The 19863-nt window shown below is 70.1% G+C and carries 10 protein-coding genes; 6 read left to right on the top strand and 4 right to left on the bottom strand.

From position 1 onward, the window contains the following. Positions 1–5: 5 nt before the first annotated feature. Complete coding sequence (locus tag ACGFY5_RS16800) at positions 6–680, bottom strand: hypothetical protein (RefSeq protein ID WP_392720741.1); 675 nt, start codon at positions 678–680, stop codon at positions 6–8. A gap of 86 nt (positions 681–766) precedes the next feature. Beyond that, complete coding sequence (gene glgP / locus ACGFY5_RS16795) at positions 767–3328, bottom strand: alpha-glucan family phosphorylase (protein ID WP_392720740.1); 2562 nt, start codon at positions 3326–3328, stop codon at positions 767–769. Positions 3329–3535: 207 nt separating this feature from the next. Here glgP and ACGFY5_RS16790 point away from each other — a divergent pair, with 207 nt between their 5' ends. The 6 genes from ACGFY5_RS16790 to ACGFY5_RS16765 all read left to right on the top strand — a co-directional run bounded on the left by ACGFY5_RS16790 (position 3536) and on the right by ACGFY5_RS16765 (position 13582). After that, positions 3536–5509, top strand: coding sequence for an alpha-1,4-glucan--maltose-1-phosphate maltosyltransferase (locus tag ACGFY5_RS16790; RefSeq protein WP_392720738.1), 1974 nt, complete (start codon positions 3536–3538; stop codon positions 5507–5509). 8 nt (positions 5510–5517) lie between these two features. After that, a complete protein-coding gene (gene treS, locus ACGFY5_RS16785; RefSeq protein ID WP_392720736.1) occupies positions 5518–7332 on the top strand; it encodes a maltose alpha-D-glucosyltransferase in 1815 nt (604 codons plus the stop codon). A 90-nt stretch (positions 7333–7422) separates the two neighbouring features. Then, positions 7423–8814: an aminoglycoside phosphotransferase gene (locus ACGFY5_RS16780; protein WP_392720735.1), complete on the top strand. Its 1392-nt coding sequence runs from the start codon at positions 7423–7425 to the stop codon at positions 8812–8814. A gap of 26 nt (positions 8815–8840) precedes the next feature. After that, positions 8841–11195, top strand: coding sequence for a 1,4-alpha-glucan branching protein GlgB (gene glgB / locus ACGFY5_RS16775; RefSeq protein WP_392720733.1), 2355 nt, complete (start codon positions 8841–8843; stop codon positions 11193–11195). 53 nt (positions 11196–11248) lie between these two features. Continuing rightward, a complete protein-coding gene (locus tag ACGFY5_RS16770; protein WP_051571295.1) occupies positions 11249–11497 on the top strand; it encodes a hypothetical protein in 249 nt (82 codons plus the stop codon). A 60-nt stretch (positions 11498–11557) separates the two neighbouring features. Further along, the gene (locus ACGFY5_RS16765) at positions 11558–13582 is read left to right on the top strand and encodes a WD40 repeat domain-containing serine/threonine protein kinase (RefSeq protein ID WP_392720731.1); all 2025 of its coding nucleotides are present in this window, start codon (positions 11558–11560) and stop codon (positions 13580–13582) included. Here the strand turns inward: ACGFY5_RS16765 and ACGFY5_RS16760 are convergent. Both ACGFY5_RS16760 and ACGFY5_RS16755 read right to left on the bottom strand, forming a co-directional pair. Further along, complete coding sequence (locus ACGFY5_RS16760) at positions 13579–14775, bottom strand: urea ABC transporter substrate-binding protein (RefSeq protein ID WP_392720730.1); 1197 nt, start codon at positions 14773–14775, stop codon at positions 13579–13581. The two genes, ACGFY5_RS16765 and ACGFY5_RS16760, sit on opposite strands and share 4 nt — an antisense overlap. Further along, positions 14772–19778: an NAD-glutamate dehydrogenase gene (locus ACGFY5_RS16755; protein ID WP_392720728.1), complete on the bottom strand. Its 5007-nt coding sequence runs from the start codon at positions 19776–19778 to the stop codon at positions 14772–14774. Before ACGFY5_RS16755 ends, ACGFY5_RS16760 begins: the two co-directional genes overlap by 4 nt. Between the last annotated feature and the right edge of the window lie 85 nt (positions 19779–19863).

Here is a 19863-nt window from a genome sequence, read left to right as displayed (position 1 = left end):
CTTGACTAGCTGGTCGACGCGGTGCCCAGCGCGACGCCGAGGATGAAGATCAGGAACAGGATTCCGCCCCCGACGAGTAACCACAGCGCTGTGGTACGCCCGAACAGGCCGCGGTTCTCGGTGGTGATTTCGCGGTAGCCGTCGGAGGTGTTGCCCGCCGGAGGTTCCCGCAGCCCGACGCGGCGGGGACCCCGGCCGAGGCCGCCGCCGAAGCCACCGAGGCCGCTGGGCGGGCCGGCGTCGACGAGCGTGTCGTCGGCCGCGCGGGCCGGTGCCGGGCTGCTGACGTGTTCCAGCTCGCCGAAGATCGTCGCCTCGCGCTTGCGCAGCACGGTCAGCTCGCTGTTGAGATCCCACAGCGCGCTGAACGCGTGCCAGGCCGCGATCCCGACGATGGGCAGCGCGACGACGGTGAGCGCGCTGAAGAGCATGCCGACCCCGGAGTCGCCGGACGAGAACGACACCGCCGCGAGACCGGCGACGACGATCAGGCCGACGAACGCGAGTCCGAAGCCGAGCAGCCCGAAGACGTCGATCGCGGAGCGCATCCGCCCTTTGACCTGGTCGATTCGCGTGTGGACGACCCGCAGCTCGTCCTCGAGGCCGGACAGACCCCGCCCGTCTGCCGCGGACTCGGTGGAGCCCGCGGCAGACCGCTCGGTACCGCCTGCTATCGCCATGCGTGAATTATGAGCCAGAACTGATGTAGTGCGTACATCGAAGGCCAGCATCCCGCCTCCGCCGGTCTGAACCTTCGACGCACGCACTAGGCGGTCGTCACTAGCCCCAGCTCCACCGGATCCGTCAGCAACTCGTGGGCCGGGAGTACCCGCACGGTGTAGCCGAACGGGCCCGCCTGCTCCAGCGGGATGTCGGCCTCGTACCGGTAGGTGTCACCGCCATTGCCCAGCGCACGCATGCCGACGGTGTGGACGTCGTGGAGCACGTCGTCCAGATCGACGGTGCCGTAGCACGCCTGCACCGACACCGCGTCGGGCGAGAGCCCACCGAGATTCACCTCGGCCCGGATGTTCACCGACGCGCCGAGCTCGGGCGTGTCGCCGATGCCCGACGACTCCACGTGCGCGACCTTGACGCCGTTCCAGTGGTCGGCGATCCGCCCACGCCACTCGGCCAGCTCCCGCGCACCCGCGAAGTCGTTCGCGAGCACCCGGGCCGAGCTGCGTGCCGCCGGCGCGTAGAGACGCTCGACGTACTCGGCGACCATCCGCTCGGCGGTGAGCTTCGGGCCGAGCGAGCTGAGCGTGTGCCGCACCATCTCCAGCCAGCGTGTCGGCAGGCCGTCGTCGCCGCGGTCGTAGAACAGCGTCCGGACGTGGGTGGACAGCAGGTCGTAGAACGCCGCCGCCTCCAGGTCGTCGCGCCGGTCGGGGTCGATGACGCCGTCGGCGGTGGGGATCGCCCAGCCGTTCTCGCCGTCGAACATCTCGTCCCACCAGCCGTCCCGGATGGACAGGTTGAGACCGCCGTTGAGCGACGCCTTCATGCCGGACGTGCCGCACGCCTCCAGCGGGCGCAGCGGGTTGTTCAGCCAGACGTCGCAGCCCCAGTACAGGTACCGGGCCATGCCGATGTCGTAGTCGGGCAGGAACACGATCCGGTTGCGGACGGCCGGGTCGTCGGTGAACCGCACCATCTGCTGGATGAGCATCTTGCCGCCCTCGTCGGCCGGGTGGCTCTTGCCGGCGATGACGAACTGCACGGGGCGGTCGGAGTCCAGCAGCAGCGAGCGGAGCCGGTCGGGGTCACGCAGCATCAGCGTGAGCCGCTTGTACGACGGCACCCGGCGGGCGAAGCCGATCGTCAGGACGTCCGGATCGAAGACCTGTTCGATCCAGCCGAGCTCGGCGTCCGTGTGCCCTCGGCGCAGCGACGACTCGCGCAGCCGCCGGCGGACCTCGCCGACCAGCTTCGCGCGGAGCGTCCGCCGGGTGCTCCAGATGTCCTTGCTCGGCGCCTGGCCGATCGACGCCCAGAGGTCGTCGTCGATCCGGCCGGTGCCGAGCTCCGCGGTCTCCCGCGCCACCCACGTCGGGGCGTGGACCCCGTTGGTGACCGAGGTGATCGGCACCTCGTTCGACTCGAAGCCGGACCACAGGTTGTTGAACATCTCCCGGCTGACGATGCCGTGGAGCTTGCTGACGCCGTTCGCGCGCTGGCCCAGGCGCAGGCCCATGTGGGCCATGTTGAACACGCCCGGGTCGTCCTCGGCGCCGAGCGCGAGCAGCCGGTCGATCGGGATGCCGGGCGCGTCGGCGAGCACGCCGGCGCCGAACACGTGCGCGATCAGGTCGCGGGAGAAACGGTCGATGCCCGCCGGAACCGGGGTGTGGGTGGTGAAGACGGTGCCCGCGCGCACGGCGTGCAGCGCCTGGTCGAACGTCAGCCCGGAGCTCTGGACGAGCTCGCGGATGCGCTCCACGCCGAGGAAGCCGGCGTGGCCCTCGTTGGTGTGGAAGACCTCGGGAGCGGGCTCACCGGTCAGCGCGGCGTAGGCGCGCAGCGCCCGGACACCGCCGACGCCGAGCAGGATCTCCTGCAGCAGCCGGTGGTCGGCGCCGCCGCCGTAGAGGCGGTCGGTGACGTGCCGCTCGGCCGGGCCGTTGTCCTCGATGTCGGAGTCCAGCAGCAGCAGCGGGACGCGGCCGACCTGGGCCTTCCAGACGTGGGCGTGCAGCACCCGGTGCTCGGGCAGGTTCACCGAGACGCGCAGCGGCAACCGGTCGGCGTCGGCGAGCCGCTGCAGCGGCAGGCCGTGCGGGTCCAGCGGCGGGTAGTGCTCGGCCTGCCAGCCGTCCGCGGTGAGCGACTGACTGAAGTATCCGGATCGATACAGTAGGCCGACGCCGACGATGGGCGCGCCGAGGTCGCTCGCGGCTTTGAGGTGGTCACCGGCCAGGATCCCGAGACCGCCGGAGTACTGCGGCAGCACTTCGGTGATGCCGAACTCGGGCGAGAAGTACGCGATCGAGGTCGGCAACGGGTTGCCGGAGTCGGCTCCCTCCCGCGCCCGCTCCTGGTACCAGCGGGGCTCGTTCAGATAGCGCTGGAGGTCGGCGTGGGCGTCGTTGAGACGCGCCAGGAAGTCGCCGTCGGCAGCCAGGGACTCCAGGCGCTGGCCGGAGACCTCACCCAGCAGCCGCACCGGATCCTGCCTGACCTGCTCCCAGAGCTTCGGATCCACGGAGGCGAAGAGGTCGACCGTGGGCGGATTCCACGACCACCGCAGGTTCATCACGAGTTCGCCCAGCGGGGCCAGTGGTTCGGGCAGCTTTGCCCGCACGGTAAAACGACGTAGGGCTCTCACGGCCCGCACCCTACAGACGCCGGGGTCGGTTCCCGTGTCACGGGCGAGAACATTGCCTCCGTGTCCCGCAAGTATTTTCTTCTCGGGGCGGCTATACCTCCTTCGGGACTCCAGGGCATCGTGCACAGGGGACCCTCGGTCGGGTCACGCCGGAAGTAGCCCCACCGAAACCGCGACCGTCCCTCTGACTCGATACGGTAGGCCTTGATGACCGGACGCTTCGCGATCGAAGACATCACCCCCGTCGTCGCCGCTGGTTTGTATCCAGCCCGCGCCGTCGTGGGTGAACTCATGCCCGTCTCCGCCACGGTCTTCCGCGAGGGCCACGACGCGGTCGGGGCGAACGTGGTGTGGACCGCCCCCGACGGGCGGCGAACACCGTTCACCCCGATGGTCAGGGGCGAGAACGATCGGTGGCACGCGTCGGTGGTTCCGGACAGTCCCGGCCGCTGGACGTTCGTCGTCGAGGCCTGGGGCGACCCCTACGAGACGTGGCACCACGCCGTCGAGGTGAAGATCGCCGCCGGGCAGTCCGCGGTGGAGCTCGCCAACGACCTGGAGACCGGTGCCCGGTTGCTGCTGAAGGCCGGCCGGTTCGCTCCGCGCCAGCGGCGTGACGAGCTGTTCGAGGCCGCCGCGGCGCTGCGCGACACCACCAAGCCGCTGGCCGAGCGGGTCGAGCCCGGACTGTCGCTCGCGGAGGTGATGCGGGAGCGTCCGGTCCGGGACCTGGTGACCCGCTCCCCCGCCTTTTCCGTCTGGGTCGACCGCGAGCGCGCGCTGTACGGCGCCTGGTACGAGTTCTTCCCCCGCTCGGAGGGCGCTGTCGTCCCCGAGGCCGGGTCCGACGCCGTCGGCCCGCCGACGCACGGCACGTTCCGCACCGCGGCCCGCCGCCTGCCGGCGATCGCCGACATGAACTTCGACGTCGTCTACCTGCCGCCGATCCACCCGATCGGCCGGGTCAACCGCAAGGGCCCGAACAACACGCTGACGCCCGGCCCGGACGACGTCGGCTCACCGTGGGCCATCGGTGCGGCCGAGGGCGGGCACGACGCGATCCACCCGCAGCTGGGCACGTTCGAGGACTTCGACGCGTTCGTCGCCCGCACCCGCGAGCTCGGCATGGAGATCGCGCTCGACCTCGCGCTGCAGTGCGCGCCGGACCACCCGTGGGTCACCGCCCACCCGGAGTGGTTCACGACGCTGCCCGACGGGACGATCGCCTACGCGGAGAACCCGCCGAAGAAGTACCAGGACATCTACCCGCTAAACTTCGACAACGACCGGAACGGCAGCTACGCGGAGATGCTCCGCGTCGTGCTGCTCTGGGTCTCGCACGGCGTGAAGATCTTCCGGGTCGACAACCCCCACACCAAGCCGACCGACTTCTGGCACTGGCTGATCTGGGAGGTCAAGAAGGTCCACCCGGACGTGCTGTTCCTCGCCGAGGCGTTCACCCGTCCGGCGATGATGCACCACCTGGCGAAGATCGGCTTCACCCAGTCGTACACGTACTTCACCTGGCGTACGGAGAAGTGGGAGATCGAGCAGTACGGCCGTGAGCTGGTCGAGGCCGGCCACTACATGCGGCCGAACTTCTTCGTGAACACCCCCGACATCCTGCACGCGTCACTGCAGTACGGCGGTCCGGCGATGTTCGCGATCCGCGCCGTACTCGCGAGCATGATGTCGCCGACCTGGGGCGTCTACTCCGGTTACGAGCTCTACGAGCACGTGGCGGTGCGCCCTGGTTCCGAGGAGTACCTGGACTCGGAGAAGTACCAGCTCCGTCCTCGGGACTGGAAGCAGGCGGAAGCGGAGGGGCGTACGCTTGCGCCGTTCCTGGGCAAGCTCAACGAGTTGCGCCGCGCCCACCCCGCGCTGCACCGCCTCACGAACCTCCGGTTCCACCACATCGACAACGAGTCGCTGATCTGCTTCTCCAAGCAGGATGGGGACGACACCGTCCTCGTGGTGTGCACGCTCGATCCGCACAACACCCACTGGGGCAACACAGCGCTCGACATGCCGGAACTCGGGCTCGACTGGCATGACCGATTCCGGGTAGTCGATGAGCTCACCGGGGCAAGTTTCGATTGGGGACAGCACAACGCCGTCCGCCTCGACCCGTACCAGCAGGTCGCGCACGTGTTCTCGATCCACCGCCAGACGTCCTGAGGGCGCACATGACCATCTCACTGCCTCACCCGCCCAGACTGCGGGCCCACACGCCGGACCGGTCCGTCGAGACCGCTGCGGCGCACCCGCACACTTCTGACGGGCACCTCGTCGAACCCCAGTCCGAGAGCTTCAAGCACGCGCGGCAACTGCCGCTCGACCCGGACTGGTACAAGCGCGCCGTCTTCTACGAAGCGCTCGTGCGTGCGTTCTCCGACTCGGACGGCGACGGAACCGGCGACCTCGACGGTCTGACGGCCAAGCTGGACTACCTGGCCTGGCTCGGCATCGACTGCATCTGGCTGCCGCCGTTCTACGACTCGCCGCTGCGTGACGGTGGTTACGACATCAGCGACTTCCGGGCCGTGCTGCCGGAGTTCGGCACCGTCGAGAACTTCGTGACGCTCCTCGACGAGGCGCACAAGCGCGGCATCCGGGTGATCACCGACCTGGTCATGAACCACACGTCCGACCAGCACCTGTGGTTCCAGGAGTCGCGCCGGGACCCCGAGGGTCCCTACGGCGACTTCTACGTGTGGAGCGACGACGACTCCAAGTACGCCGACGCGCGGATCATCTTCATCGACACCGAGTCGTCGAACTGGACGTACGACCCGGTGCGCGGGCAGTTCTACTGGCACCGGTTCTTCAGCCACCAGCCCGACCTGAACTTCGAGAACGAGGCCGTCCAGGAGGCCATGCTCGACGTCCTGCGGTTCTGGCTGGATCTCGGCATCGACGGCTTCCGCCTGGACGCCGTGCCCTACCTCTTCGAGGAGGAGGGCACGAACTGCGAGAACCTGCCGCGCACCCACGAGTTCCTCAAGCGGTGCCGCAAGACCGTCGAGGACGAGTACCCGGGGCGCGTGCTGCTGGCCGAGGCCAACCAGTGGCCGGCCGACGTCGTCGAGTATTTCGGTGACCCGTCCGTCGGCGGCGACGAGTGCCACATGGCGTTCCACTTCCCGCTGATGCCGCGCATCTTCATGGCGGTGCGCCGCCAGTCCCGCTTCCCGATCTCGGAGATCCTGGCCCAGACGCCGGACATCCCCGAGGGCGCGCAGTGGGGCATCTTCCTGCGGAACCACGACGAGCTGACGCTCGAGATGGTCACCGACGAAGAGCGCGACTACATGTACACCGAGTACGCCAAGGACCCGCGGATGCGGGCGAACGTCGGCATCCGGCGGCGGCTCGCCCCGCTGCTCGACAACGACCGCAACCAGATCGAGCTGTTCACCGCGATGCTGCTGTCGCTGCCCGGTTCGCCGGTGCTGTACTACGGCGACGAGATCGGGATGGGCGACAACATCTGGCTCGGTGACCGCGACGGCGTCCGCACGCCGATGCAGTGGACGCCGGACCGCAACGCGGGCTTCTCGGTCTGCGACCCGGGCCGGATCTACCTGCCGGTGATCATGGACCCGATCTACGGCTACCAGGTCACCAACGTCGAGGCCCAGTTGGGCGCCAGCGCGTCGCTGCTGCACTGGACCCGGCGGATGATCGAGATCCGCCAGCAGCACCAGTCGTTCCCGCTCGGATCGTTCACCGACCTCGGCGGATCGAACCCGACGGTGCTGGCTTATGTTCGTGAATACGTGGGCCCCGATGGGGAACACGACATCGTGATATGCGTAAACAACCTGTCGCGGTTCCCCCAGCCGGTCGAGCTCGACCTCGGGCGGTTCCGCGGCTGCACGCCGGTGGAGCTCACCGGACGGGTGCACTTCCCGCCGATCGGCGAGTTGCCGTATCTGCTCACGCTGCCCGGCCATGGGTTCTATTGGTTCCAGCTCACCCCGCACGAAGAGCGCGGCTGAGTTAACTAGCGCACGACGGCGTCGGGTCGGTGGGGTCCGGCCCGACGCCGAACACTGCCGCACGCGTGCTGCTTTACCGGGAGGAGTCGCATGACAACGATGGTCACGCACGCGGAGGCGCTCACCGGCCTGCTCTCTTCGTGGCTGCCGAAACAGCGGTGGTTCGGTGACAAGCAGAGCCAGATCGACGACGTCCGCGTGGTTTCCGCGGCGCTCTGGTACGAGGGCACCGCCGCGCGTCTGGAGCACGTCGTCGTGGGCGTGGCGTCCGGTGGGCGGGTCGAGCGGTACCAGCTGCTCGTCGGCCTCCGCGCCGAGCTGCCGGAGCGGCTCGAACACGCCCGCATCGGCGACGTCGAGCCCGGCCTCACCGCCTACGACGCGGCGCACGACTCCGAGCTGACCGGGCAGATCCGCGACCTGATCGCCGCGGACGCCGACCGGGAAGGCGTGCACTTCCGCCACGAGCCCGACGTCGCGATCGACACCGACCTGGCCAGCCGTCCGATCTCGGCCGAGCAGAGCAACACGTCGGTCGTCTTCGGCGACGAATACATCATGAAGCTGTTCCGGAAGCTCGACCGGGGCGTCAGCCCCGACCTCGAGCTGCACCGGGCACTGCGCAGCGTCGGCAGCGCGCACATCGCCGACCTCTACGGCGCGATCGAGGGCGACCTGCAGGACGCTCCGGTCACCTACGGGCTGCTGCAGAAGTTCTTCGCGAACTGCGCGGACGGCTGGGCGATGGCCACCGCGTCCGTACGCGACCTGATCAACGAGCCCGAGACCCCGCTGGAGGAGCTCGGCAGCGACTTCTCCACCGAGGCGTGCCGGCTCGGCCAGGCCGTCGCCGCCGTGCACGCCGACCTCGTCAACGCGCTCGGCACGGAGGTCGTGCCGGTCGACCGGCTCGACAGCGTCGTCGCCGGGATGAACGCCCGCCTCGACGCCGTGCTGCGCCGGGTGAGCGGGCTGGCGCCGTTCGAGCCCGGCATCCGCCGGGTGTTCGCGGAGGTGGCCAGCCACGGCGAACCGGTCATCGTCCAGCGCATCCACGGCGACCTGCACCTGGGCCAGGTGCTGCGCACGCTGACCGGCTGGGTGCTGATCGACTTCGAAGGTGAGCCGGCCCGGCCGCTGCCGGAGCGGGTGGCCAGGATGTCACCGCTGCGTGACGTCGCCGGCATGCTCCGCTCGTTCGATTACGCAGCCCACCACCTGCTGGTCGGCCACGTCGAGGCCGAGGAGATCGCCCCGGTCGTCGACGCCCGCGTCGTCGAGTGGGCCGACCGCAACCGGGCCGCGTTCATCGAGGGCTACTCCAAGGACGGCGTCACGCTCGCCGACCCGGAGGCCAACCCGGTGCTGCTGCGCGCGCTGGAGCTGGACAAGGCCGTCTACGAGGTGGCCTACGAGTACGACAACCGCCCGAGCTGGGTCGACATCCCCCTCCGTTCGATCGCCCGGCTCGCGACTACCTGACCACCAACCCGGGAAACCAAGGGGCCATGAGCATCCACCCCGAGCTGTCCGTGAGCCGTACCGAGCTGGATCAACTGATCCGCGGCGAACACCACAACCCGCACGGGATCCTCGGCGTCCACCGCCTGGAGGACGGCCGCTGGGTGGTGCGGACGCTGCGGCCGGAGGCCGCTGTCGTCACGCTGGTCTCCGGCGACGAACGCCGGGAGATGACCCGCATCCACGACGGCGGAGTGTTCGCCATCGACTTCGCGGAGCAGCCCACCGACTACCGGCTCGAGGTGAAATACGAGCACGGCCCCGGCCACGGCGCGCACCTCGTCGACGACCCCTACCGCTGGCTGCCGACGCTCGGCGAGGTCGACCTGCACCTGATCGGTGAGGGCCGCCACGAGCGCCTGTGGGACGTCCTGGGCGCCCACGTGCAGCACTACGCGACGCCCGGCGGCCCGGTCATCGGCGTGAGCTTCGCGGTCTGGGCACCCAATGCGCGTGGCGTCCGGGTCACCGGCGACTTCACGTTCTGGGACGGCCGGGCGCTGCCGATGCGTTCGATGGGCTCCAGCGGCGTCTGGGAGCTGTTCGTGCCCGACGTGGGCGTCGGAGCGCGGTACAAGTACCAGATCCTCGGCCCCGACGGGCACTGGCGCGAGAAGGCCGACCCGCTGGCATTCGCCACCGAGGTGCCGCCGGCCACCGCGAGCGTCGTCACCGAGTCGTCGTTCGAGTGGAGCGACTCCGACTGGGTCGCCGAGCGCGACAAGGGCGGCTGGCACGCCAAGCCGGTCAGCATCTACGAGGTGCACCTCGGCTCGTGGAAGCAGGGCCTGTCCTACCGTCAGCTCGCCGACGAGCTGGTCGAGTACGTGACGTCGACCGGCTTCACCCACGTCGAGTTCCTGCCGGTCGCCGAGCACCCGTTCGGCGGCTCCTGGGGCTACCAGGTCACCGGGTTCTACGCGCCTACCTCGCGCTTCGGCGTCCCGGACGACTTCCGCTACCTCGTCGACCGGTTGCACGCCGCCGGGATCGGCGTCCTCGTCGACTGGGTGCCCGCCCACTTCCCGAAGGACGCGTTCGCGCTGGCCCGCTTCGACGGGACGCCGCTCTACGAGCCGGCCGACCCGCGCCGCGGCGAGCACCCCGACTGGGGCACGTACGTGTTCGACGTCGGCCGCAACGAGGTGCGCAACTTCCTCGTGGCCAACGCGCTGTTCTGGCTCGAGGAGTTCCACGTCGACGGCCTGCGCGTGGACGCGGTCGCCTCGATGCTCTACCTGGACTACTCGCGCAAGGAAGGCGAGTGGCTGCCGAACCAGTACGGCGGCCGCGAGAACCTCGACTCGGTGAAGTTCCTGCAGGAGCTCAACGCCACCGTCTACCGGTACCACCCCGGCACGATGATGGTGGCCGAGGAGTCCACGTCCTGGCCCGGCGTCAGCCGCCCGACGCACGTCGGCGGACTGGGCTTCGGCTTCAAGTGGAACATGGGCTGGATGCACGACACGCTCGAGTACCTGAGCCGTGACCCGGTGCACCGCAGCTTCCACCACCACCAGATGACGTTCTCGCTGGTGTACGCGTGGAGCGAGAACTTCGTGCTGCCGCTCTCGCACGACGAGGTGGTGCACGGCAAGGGGTCGCTCTACGGCAAGATGCCCGGCGACCGGTGGCGCAAGCTCGCCCAGCTGCGGGCGCTCTACGCCTACATGTGGGCGCACCCCGGCAAGCAGCTGCTGTTCATGGGCGGCGAGCTGGCCCAGGAGTCGGAGTGGTCGCAGGACCGGTCGCTGGATTGGTGGCTGCTCGACAACAGCGACCACGCGGGCGTCCAGAAGCTCGTGGGCGACCTCAACCGGGTCTACAAGGACACCCCCGCCCTGTACACGCAGGACGTGGATCCGGCCGGGTTCTCCTGGATCGACGCGAACGACGCGTCCGGCAACGTCTTCTCGTTCCTGCGCTACGGCGCGGACGGTTCGGCGCTGGCCTGCGTCGCCAACTTCGCGGGCCACCCGCACCACGACTACCGGATCGGGCTACCCCGGGCCGGCACGTGGGAAGAGGTCATCAACACCGACGGCGACGTCTACGGCGGTTCCGGCGTCGGCAACCTGGGTTCCGTCGAGGCGGCGGACACGCCGTGGCACGGCGAGCCGGCGTCGGCGACCGTCACGCTGCCGCCGCTGGGCGTCATCTGGCTGCGTCCCACCGGCGCCGCCGCCGAGCCACTGCCGGTTCCGGAGACGAACGCACTGGTCAGCCCGCCGGTCGACACGCGCGTGCACACCGAGCCGGTGTCCGGCGCGGCTGCGGAGAGCGGACCAGGCGCGGCGGCAGGCCGAAACCCTGGCCGCGAAGCGGTCGGCGAGGAAGACTAGTTCGGGTGAGCCGGTTGCACGCATCCCCTACCTACACGGCATGATCACAGACGATGCCACACGATCGGATCCACCACGGCTTCCAGTGCCGTCATGTCAATATCGCCTTGCCCGAGGGTCCGGGCCAGGACCGGATACCGGACCTGCTACGGGCGGCCGCGGCGACCATCGAGGAGATGGAGACCGATGGCCCAATCGGCGTGATGGACGTGTTGCTGCACTACGACCTCGAGGCCGGAGCCAACCGTCCGCACGTCACGCTCTACTACTACTTCCCTGAGGAAGACGAGGAGCTGCTGTAAGGGCCGCGTCTACACACCGTCTGATCCTCGTGTGTAGACGCGGTCGGCAGAATGACGCCCATGCTGATCGACCGCACGGAGATCCAGCGGGTCTTACCGGGATACGAGATCGGCGGCCAGATCGGGCGCGGGGGTTTCGGGCTGGTGTTCACGGCCCGCCACCGACGCCTCGACACGACCAGAGCCGTGAAGGTCATCGTCACCCCGGAGGCGGACGAACTCGAGCTGAGCCGCCGGTTCCTCGCCGAGGCGCAGGTGATGACCGAGCTCGACCATCCCCACCTGGTCCGGGTGTTCGAGTACGCCGAGGACGGCTCGCTCCACCTGCTCGTCATGGAGTACCTGTCCGGCGGCACGCTCACCCAGCGTCTGCGCACCACCGTGAACCCCCGCGAGGCCTGCGCCTGGGCGCTGGCGCTCGCCGACGGGCTGCAGGCCGTGCACGACCGTGGCGTCGCCCACCGGGACATCAAGCCCGACAACGTGCTCTTCACCGCCGCCGGCGCCCCGAAGCTCGCCGACTTCGGCATCGCGAAGGTCATGGAGGGCACCGCGATGCCCACCAGCGGCCTGCTCGGCACGCCGCTCTACATGGCGCCGGAGCAGTTCCGCGGCGCGCCGGTGGGCCCGCGCACCGACGTGTACTCGCTGGGCGCCACGTTCTACCGGACGCTGTCGGGCCGGGCACCGTTCGGCCCCGACCTGTCGCTCGCCGAGATCGTGCGGCACCAGCTCGAGATCCCACCGGCCCCGCTGGCCGACACTCCCCCGCGGATCGCGGCCGTGGCCTTCCGTGCGCTGGCCAAGGACCCTGCCGACCGCCACGCGTCCGCGCACCAGTTCGCCGTCGACCTGGCACGGGCGGCCCGGGAAGACTTCGGTCCGGGCTGGATCGCCGCGTCGGGGGTGCCGCTGCGGATCGATCCGGCACTGCTGCTCGACGAACCGACGCCGCCGGAGCCGGTCACCGAGGTCGTCGCGGCATCTCCCCCGGAGCCGCCCACCGTCGTCGTCGGCAAGAAGCGGCGGACCCGGATCTGGCAGGTGGCTGCCGTCGCGACGCTCGTCGTCGCGCTGGTGCTGACCGCTGGTTACGTCGGCGCGCTGATCTCCGACCGCGACGACGTCCAGGTCGCGCAGTCGCCGACGACGGCCCCGAGCCCGTCGCCGGACGTCGCCACGAACGCCACGCTGGTCCGCACGTTCGCCGGGCACACCGACTCGGTGTACGGGCTGGTCTACGACGCCACCCACGACCGGCTGGTCTCGGCCGGGAACGACCGCTCGGTGCGGTACTGGGACCTGCGCACCGGCAAGGCCGCCGGCCCGGCCCGACCGGGCCAGCACGACGCCGTGCTGGGCCTTGCGGCCAGTTCCGACGGCCGGGTGCTGGCGTCCGGCAACGGTGACCACACCGTGCAGCTGTGGGACCCCGCCACCGGCCGACGCACGGGCCAGCCACTGACCGGCCACACCGACCAGGTGAACGCGGTGGCGGTCTCCCCCGACGGCCGGCGGGTGGCGTCGGCGAGCGGGGACCGCACCGTGCGCCTGTGGGACCCGGCGACGCGCAAGCAGGTCGGCAAGCCGCTCGTCGGGCACACCGGACCGGTGGTGTGGCTGGCGTTCAGCCCCGACGGCAAGACGCTGGCCACCGCCGGCGAGGACCGCACGGTCCGGCTCTGGAGCGTCGCCACCGGCGCTCAGCTCGGCAAGCCGCTGTCGGGCCACACCGACGAGGTGCTGACCGTCGCGTTCAGCCCGGACGGCAGGCGGGTCGCCAGCGGCGGGCGCGACACCACGGTGCGGCTGTGGGACGTCGAGACGCACCGTCCGATCGGCGGTCCGATCAACGGTCACACCGCGAAGGTGACCTCGGTGGCGTTCAGCCCGGACGGGTCGCTGCTCGTCTCGGCCGGCGGTGACGTCGCACTCGGGCTGTGGGACCCGCGCACCGGCGCCCCGATCGGCCTGGTCGCCACCGACCACAAGGACACGATCTTCACGATGGCGTTCAGCCCCGACGGCACGCAGCTCGCCACCGCCAGCGCGGACAAGACCGTCAAGCTCTGGAAGCTTTCCTAGGCCTTCCACCAGTCGTACGACTTCAGGAACGGATCGGGGGCGATCGGCCGACCCGAGTTGCGGATCTCGTCGATCAGGCCGTCGGCCGAGATCACGCCGATGCGCGCGGTCTTGGAGAGGTGGTTGGTCGCGCCGTCGACACGCACCCGCCCCTCCGGTGCGTCGAACGTCAGGCCGTCGAGCGCCGCGTCCACGTCCTCCGGGGCGGTCGAGCCCGCCTTCGAGACGGCCTTCGCCCACAGGTGGACGCCGACGTACGCGGCCTCCATCGCGTCGGACGTCACCTTGTCGTCGCCGTACTTGGCTTTGTAGGCCTGGACGAACTTCTCGTTCGTGGCGCCGCCCGTGGTCTGGAGGTAGGTCCTGGCCACCAGGGAGCCCGCGAGGTGGTCCGGACCGATCGTCCGCACCTCCTCCTCGGTGACCGAGAGCGAGAGCACCGGTAGCCGGGCGGAGACCCCGGCCCGGTCGAGCGCGGCGAAGAACGCCCCGTTGCTGTCACCGACCAGCGTGTTCACGACGGCGTCCGCTCTGGTGGCCGTGATCATCTGCCCGATCGTGGCGAAGTCGGTACTGCCGAGCTCCCGGTACCGCTCGCCCACGATCGTCAGGCCGTTCGCGGCGGCGTAGCTCTTGATCTGCTTGCCCGCCGTCCGCGGGAAGACGTCGTCGCTGCCGATCAGATAGATCCGCTTCGCGCCCCGCGACTTCAGGTAGTCCAGCGCCGGGACGACCTGCTGGTTCGCCGTCGCGCCGGTGTAGAGAACGTTCGGGGAGTCCTCTAGCCCCTCGTGCGGCGCGGGGTAGACCAGCAGCGCGTCGTGCTCCGCGAACATCGGCAGGACGGCCTTGCGGTTCGCCGAGGTCCAGCCGCCGAAGACGACCGGCACGTGGTTCCATTTCAGCAGGTCCCGGGCCTTCTTGACGAAGCGCTCCGGATTCGACCCACTGTCGTTGACGATCGAGTCGATCTTCTTCTCCTGGCCGTCCACCCGGACGCCACCGGCGGCGTTGATCTCCTCGATCGCCATCTTTTCGGCGTTGATGAGCCCGGCCTCGCTGACCGCGTTCGATCCGGTGAACGAGTGCAGGAAGCCGACCCGGACGGTCGAGGCCGAGACCACGACCGGGGCCGGCGTCCCGCACGCCGTCAGTGCCAGAACCGCCGCGACCACGGCGAGGCGCTTCTTCATTCCTGGTGCGCAGCGGACGCGCGGACGACCGTCCGGATCTGGCGCAGCACCACGGTGAGCGTCGCCAGGTCCGACGGTGCGTCCTCCGCGAGGAGACCCAGTGTTGTCAGCGCCCGGCTGATGTTGTCGGCGTTCGCATTCGCCCAGCGGCTCACCCGCTCCTCGGCCGGCACGTCGCCCGGCACCCGGCGCAGCACCTCACGCGTCAGGCTGTCGAGCGTGCTGTAGAGGTCGTAGCGCAGCGCCAGCCGCGCCAGCGCCTGCCAGCGGTCCGCCCGGGGCAGCGCCGAGATGCGGTCGAGCATCTCGTCGATCCGGAACCGCTCGGAGAGCGTGTAGTACAGCGTCGCGACCTCGCGGCGGGACAGCTCCGTGTGGCGCGCCAGTTCGACGACGTCGAGCAGGCCGAACCCGTAGAGCGTCGCGGTGACCCGATCGGCCAGGCCGGTCGGCACACCTTCGCCCTCCAGCTCGGACGCAAAGCTGTGATACCGCTCCGCCTCCCGGCCGAGCATGAGCCCGCCCATCTCCTGGGTCAGCTCGGCCATCCCCGGCCGCAGCCGCTCGATGTCGGCCTCGACGTCGATCGCGCCGCTGCGGCTCTGCAGCAGCCAGCGGACGCCGCGGTCGAGCACGCGCCGGGCCTGCACCATCACCGCGGTCTGCGCGGTGGCCGGCACGCTCGCGTCCAGGTCGTTCGCCGCGTCCCAGAGCTTGTCGAGGCCGAACACGTCCCGGATCACCGCGTACGCGCGGACCACGTCGGCCTGGCTCGCGCCGGTCTCCTCCATCGCGCGGTAGACGAACGAGATACCGCCGTGGTTGACGACCTCGTTGACCACTGCGGTCGTGATGATCTCGCGGCGCAGTGGGTGCTTCTCGGTGTACTGCGCGAACTTCTCCCGCAGCGGGGTCGGAAAGTAGTCGCGCAGGATCGGGCGGCACCACGGGTCGTCCGGCACTCCGCTGGCGAGGATGTCGTCGGCCAGCGTGATCTTCACGTAGGCCAGCAGCACCGACAGCTCCGGCGACGAGAGCGACTCCCGGGTGGCAGCGGTCTCGTCGTCGGGCAGGAACTCCAGGGCCCGGTCGAGCCGACCGCTGCGCTCGAGCTCCGACATGAGTCGGCGGTGAACGCCGAACAGGCGCGGTGCGAGGTGCCGGGCCAGGGAGAGGGCTTCGTTCTGGCTGTAGTTGTCGTCGAGCACGAGGTGGGCGACCTCGTCGGTCATCTCGGCCAGCAGCGCGTTGCGGTCTACGGTGTTCAGATCGCCCGCGTGCACCGCCTGGTCGAGCAGGATCTTGATGTTGACCTCATGGTCGGACGTGTCGACGCCGGCCGAGTTGTCGATCGCGTCGGTGTTGACGCGGCCGCCCTTCAACGCGTACTCGATCCGGCCGCGCTGGGTGAGACCGAGGTTGCCGCCCTCCCCCACGACCCGCACGCGCAGCTGCCTGCCGTCGACGCGCAGGGAGTCGTTCGACTTGTCCCCGGCGTCGGCGTGCGTCTCGTCCGACGCCTTGACGTACGTCCCGATGCCGCCGTTCCAGAGCAGATCGACGGGCGCGAGCAGGATCGCCTTCATCAGCTCGGACGGGCTGAGCCGTTCCGCGGTCGCGGGAAGGCCGAGCGCCGCACGGATCTCCGGCGTGACGTCGATCGACTTGGCCGTGCGCGGGAACACGCCGCCGCCGGCGGAGATCAGCTCGGCGGAGTAGTCGGCCCAGCTCGAGCGCGGCAGTTCGAACAGACGCCGCCGCTCGGCGAAACCGACCGCGGCATCCGGGTTCGGGTCGATGAAGATGTGGCGGTGGTCGAACGCGGCCACCAGCCGGATGTGCTCGGAGAGCAGCATGCCGTTGCCGAACACGTCGCCGGACATGTCGCCGACGCCCACCACCGTGAACTCTTCGGCCTGGGTGTCGAGGCCGAGCTCGCGGAAGTGCCGCTTCACCGACTCCCAGGCGCCGCGGGCGGTGATGCCCATCGCCTTGTGGTCGTAGCCGACCGATCCGCCGGACGCGAACGCGTCACCGAGCCAGAAGCCGTACTCGGCGGCCACCTCGTTGGCGATGTCGGAGAACGTCGCGGTGCCCTTGTCGGCGGCGACGACCAGATAGGAGTCGTCACCGTCGTGCCGGACGACGTCCGGCGGCGGCACCACGGTCCTGCCGTCGCGCAGGTTGTCGGTGAGGTCGAGCAGGCCGCGGATGAACGTGCGGTAGCACTCGATGCCCTCGGCCATCAGGGCGTCGCGGTCCCCGCCCAGCGGCGGGTTCTTCACCACGAACCCGCCCTTGGAGCCCACCGGCACGATGACGGTGTTCTTGACCATCTGCGCCTTGACCAGGCCGAGGATCTCGGTGCGGAAGTCCTCGCGACGGTCGGACCAGCGCAGTCCGCCGCGGGCGACCGCGCCGAACCGCAGGTGCACACCCTCGACGCGCGGCGAGTACACGAAGATCTCGAACGCCGGCCGCGGGGCCGGCAGGTCGGGCACGGCCCGCGGGTCGATCTTGAAGCTCAGGTACGGCTTGTGCCGACCGGTGCGGCCGCGCTGGAAGTGGTTCGTGCGCAGCGTCGCGGTGATCAGCGTCAGGACGCTGCGCAGGATGCGGTCGGCGTCCAGGCTCTGCACCGCGTCGAGTGCCTCGGTGAGCGTGGTGGTGAGCGTGTCCGCGGCCGCGCTGCGCGCCTCCGCGTCGCCCCGGAAGTTCGGGTCGAAACGGGCCGTGAAGAGGTCGACGAGCTGGCGGGCGACCGTCGGGTGCTCGGCGAGCACCCGCTCGACGTACTCCTGCGACCAGCGGCTGCCCGCCTGCCGCAGGTACTTCGCGTACGCACGCAGGACGACGACCTCGTCCCAGGCCAGGCCGGCCGAGACGACGAGCGCGTTGAACCCGTCCACCTCGCACTCACCGCGCCAGCAGGCCGCGAACGCGTTCTCCATCGCGGAGTGCACGCGGCGGATGTCGACGGGGCCGGGCGCCGAGAACGGGCCGGACTCGGTGATCGCGCGCCCGATCATGTGCGGCGCGTCCGAGCCGCTGCGCAACCGCAGCCCGAAGTCGTACACCCAGGTGGGCTTGTCGTCGGTGCGCTGCACCCGGTACGGGCGCTCGTCCACCACCTCGACGCCGAGCGAGTGCAGCACCGGCAGCACGTCGGAGAGCGCCATCGCGTCGCCCAGGCGGTACACGGTGAACCGCAGGCCGCGGTCGGCGGAGCGGTAGAGGCTGACGCCGAGGTCGCCGTCCTCCTCGAGCACCTCGATGCGGGACAGGTCCTCGACGGCCTCGGCGGGCGTGTGCTCGGCCTGGTAGGCCGCGTTGAACGCGGTGCCGTAGCGGCGCAGCAGGCGGGTGGCCTGCTCCTCGCCGATCTCCCGGCGGATCTCGGTGGCGAACTCGTCGTCCCAGCTGCGGGTGGCGTCGGCCAGCCGCTGCTGCAGCAGGTCGACGTCGATCGAGCCGACCGACGTGTTCGGGTCGGTGCGGACGACGAACTTCACCCGGGCGAGCACCGACTCCGTGACGCGGGTCGTGTAGTCGACGCCGACACCGTGCAGGGCGTCCATCAGGATGTCCTGCATGCGCAGGCGGTTCTGCGTCGTGTACCGGTCACGCGGCAGGTAGACCACGCACGAGATGAACCGGCCGTACGCGTCGCGCCGGACGAACAGCCGCAGCCGACGCCGCCCGCCCAGCCGCAGCACGGCCATGACCGTGTTGAACAGCTCGCTGGTGGCGATCTGGAACAGCTCGTCGCGGGGGTAGGTCTCGAGGATCTGCAGCAGGTCCTTACCGGAGTGGCTGCTGCGCGAGAGCCCGGAGCGGGCCAGCACCTCGTCGACCTTGCGGGAGATCACCGGCAGCGAACGGACGCTGTCCAGGTAGGCCGCCGAGGAGAACAGGCCGAGGAACCGGCGTTCGCCGGTGACGTTGCCGTCGGCGTCGAACGTCTTGAAGCCGACGTAGTCGAGGTAGGCCGGACGGTGCACGGTCGAGCGCGAGTTCGCCTTCGTGATGATCAGGAGGCGCTTCTCGAGGATCTTGTCGCGCACCTCGACCGGCATGTCGGCCAGCCGCCGCTCGCGGTTCGCGGCGTCCCGGAGGATGCCCAGGCCCGTGCCCTCGACCGCCGCCAGCGCGCGATCGTCGTCGGCGCCGTCCGGCACCAGGCGGTACTCGCGGTAACCGAGGAACGTGAAGTTCTCGTCGGCCAGCCAGCGCAGCAGCTCACGGGCGTCGGTGACGTCCTTGTCGGGCACCGGGAGCGCCTTGTGGGTGAGCCCGTCGGCGATCGTGAGCGCGCGGGCGCGCATCTCGTCCCAGTCGCTGACCGCGGCCCGGACGTCGGCGAGCACCCGCGCGAGGTCGGTGCGCAGGGCCTCCTCGGCGCCGCGGTGCGAGCGACGGTCGATCTCGATGTGCATCCACGACTCGACGACCTCGCCGGCCACTGGCGCGTCGGGGTCACCGGACGGGCGGAGGTCGGTCAGCGTGCCCTCGTCGTCGCGGACGACGACCATCTGCGGGTGCACGAGCAGGTGGATGCCCAGCTCGTGCCGGGCGAGCTCCGCGGTGACCGAGTCGACGAGGAACGGCATGTCGTCGGTGACCAGCTCGATCACGGTGTGGCCACCGCACCAGCCGCTCTGGCCGCTCGGCGTGAGCACGCGGAGGTTCAGCTCGCCGGGCTTCCTCGTGGCCGCCAATTCACGGTGCGAAGCCGTGGCCCCCACCAGGTCGGCCGGTGACCGGTTGAGCAGCTCCTCGGCCGGCACGTACCGGTAGTAGACCGGCAGCGCGGCCGCGACGAACGGGTCCTCGATGCCTGCGCCCGCCTTCGCGATCAGCGCGTCCTTGTTGTTCTCGACCTCGTCCACCGAGGCCAACAGGTCGCCGGCCGGAATGCTTCCGGTCAGGCCCAGCTGCGGGTCGACGATTGGCTCCAAGCCCGAGTCCTCCGTTTGCCGGGCGGACAGCGCACGCCGCTCCATTTACGCTCCTCCGGTTGGCCGCGACACTGCGGTTCCACCGCTCGTGCGCACGCGGAACGGTGACGCCCGGTTACGCAGCGGTGCC

It is taken from the genome of Cryptosporangium sp. NPDC048952 (genome assembly GCF_043197895.1).
Classification (GTDB): Bacteria; Actinomycetota; Actinomycetes; order Mycobacteriales; family Cryptosporangiaceae; genus Cryptosporangium.
The sequence above is the reverse complement of the archived record's forward strand: the minus strand, read 5'-3'. Positions and strand labels throughout refer to the sequence as shown.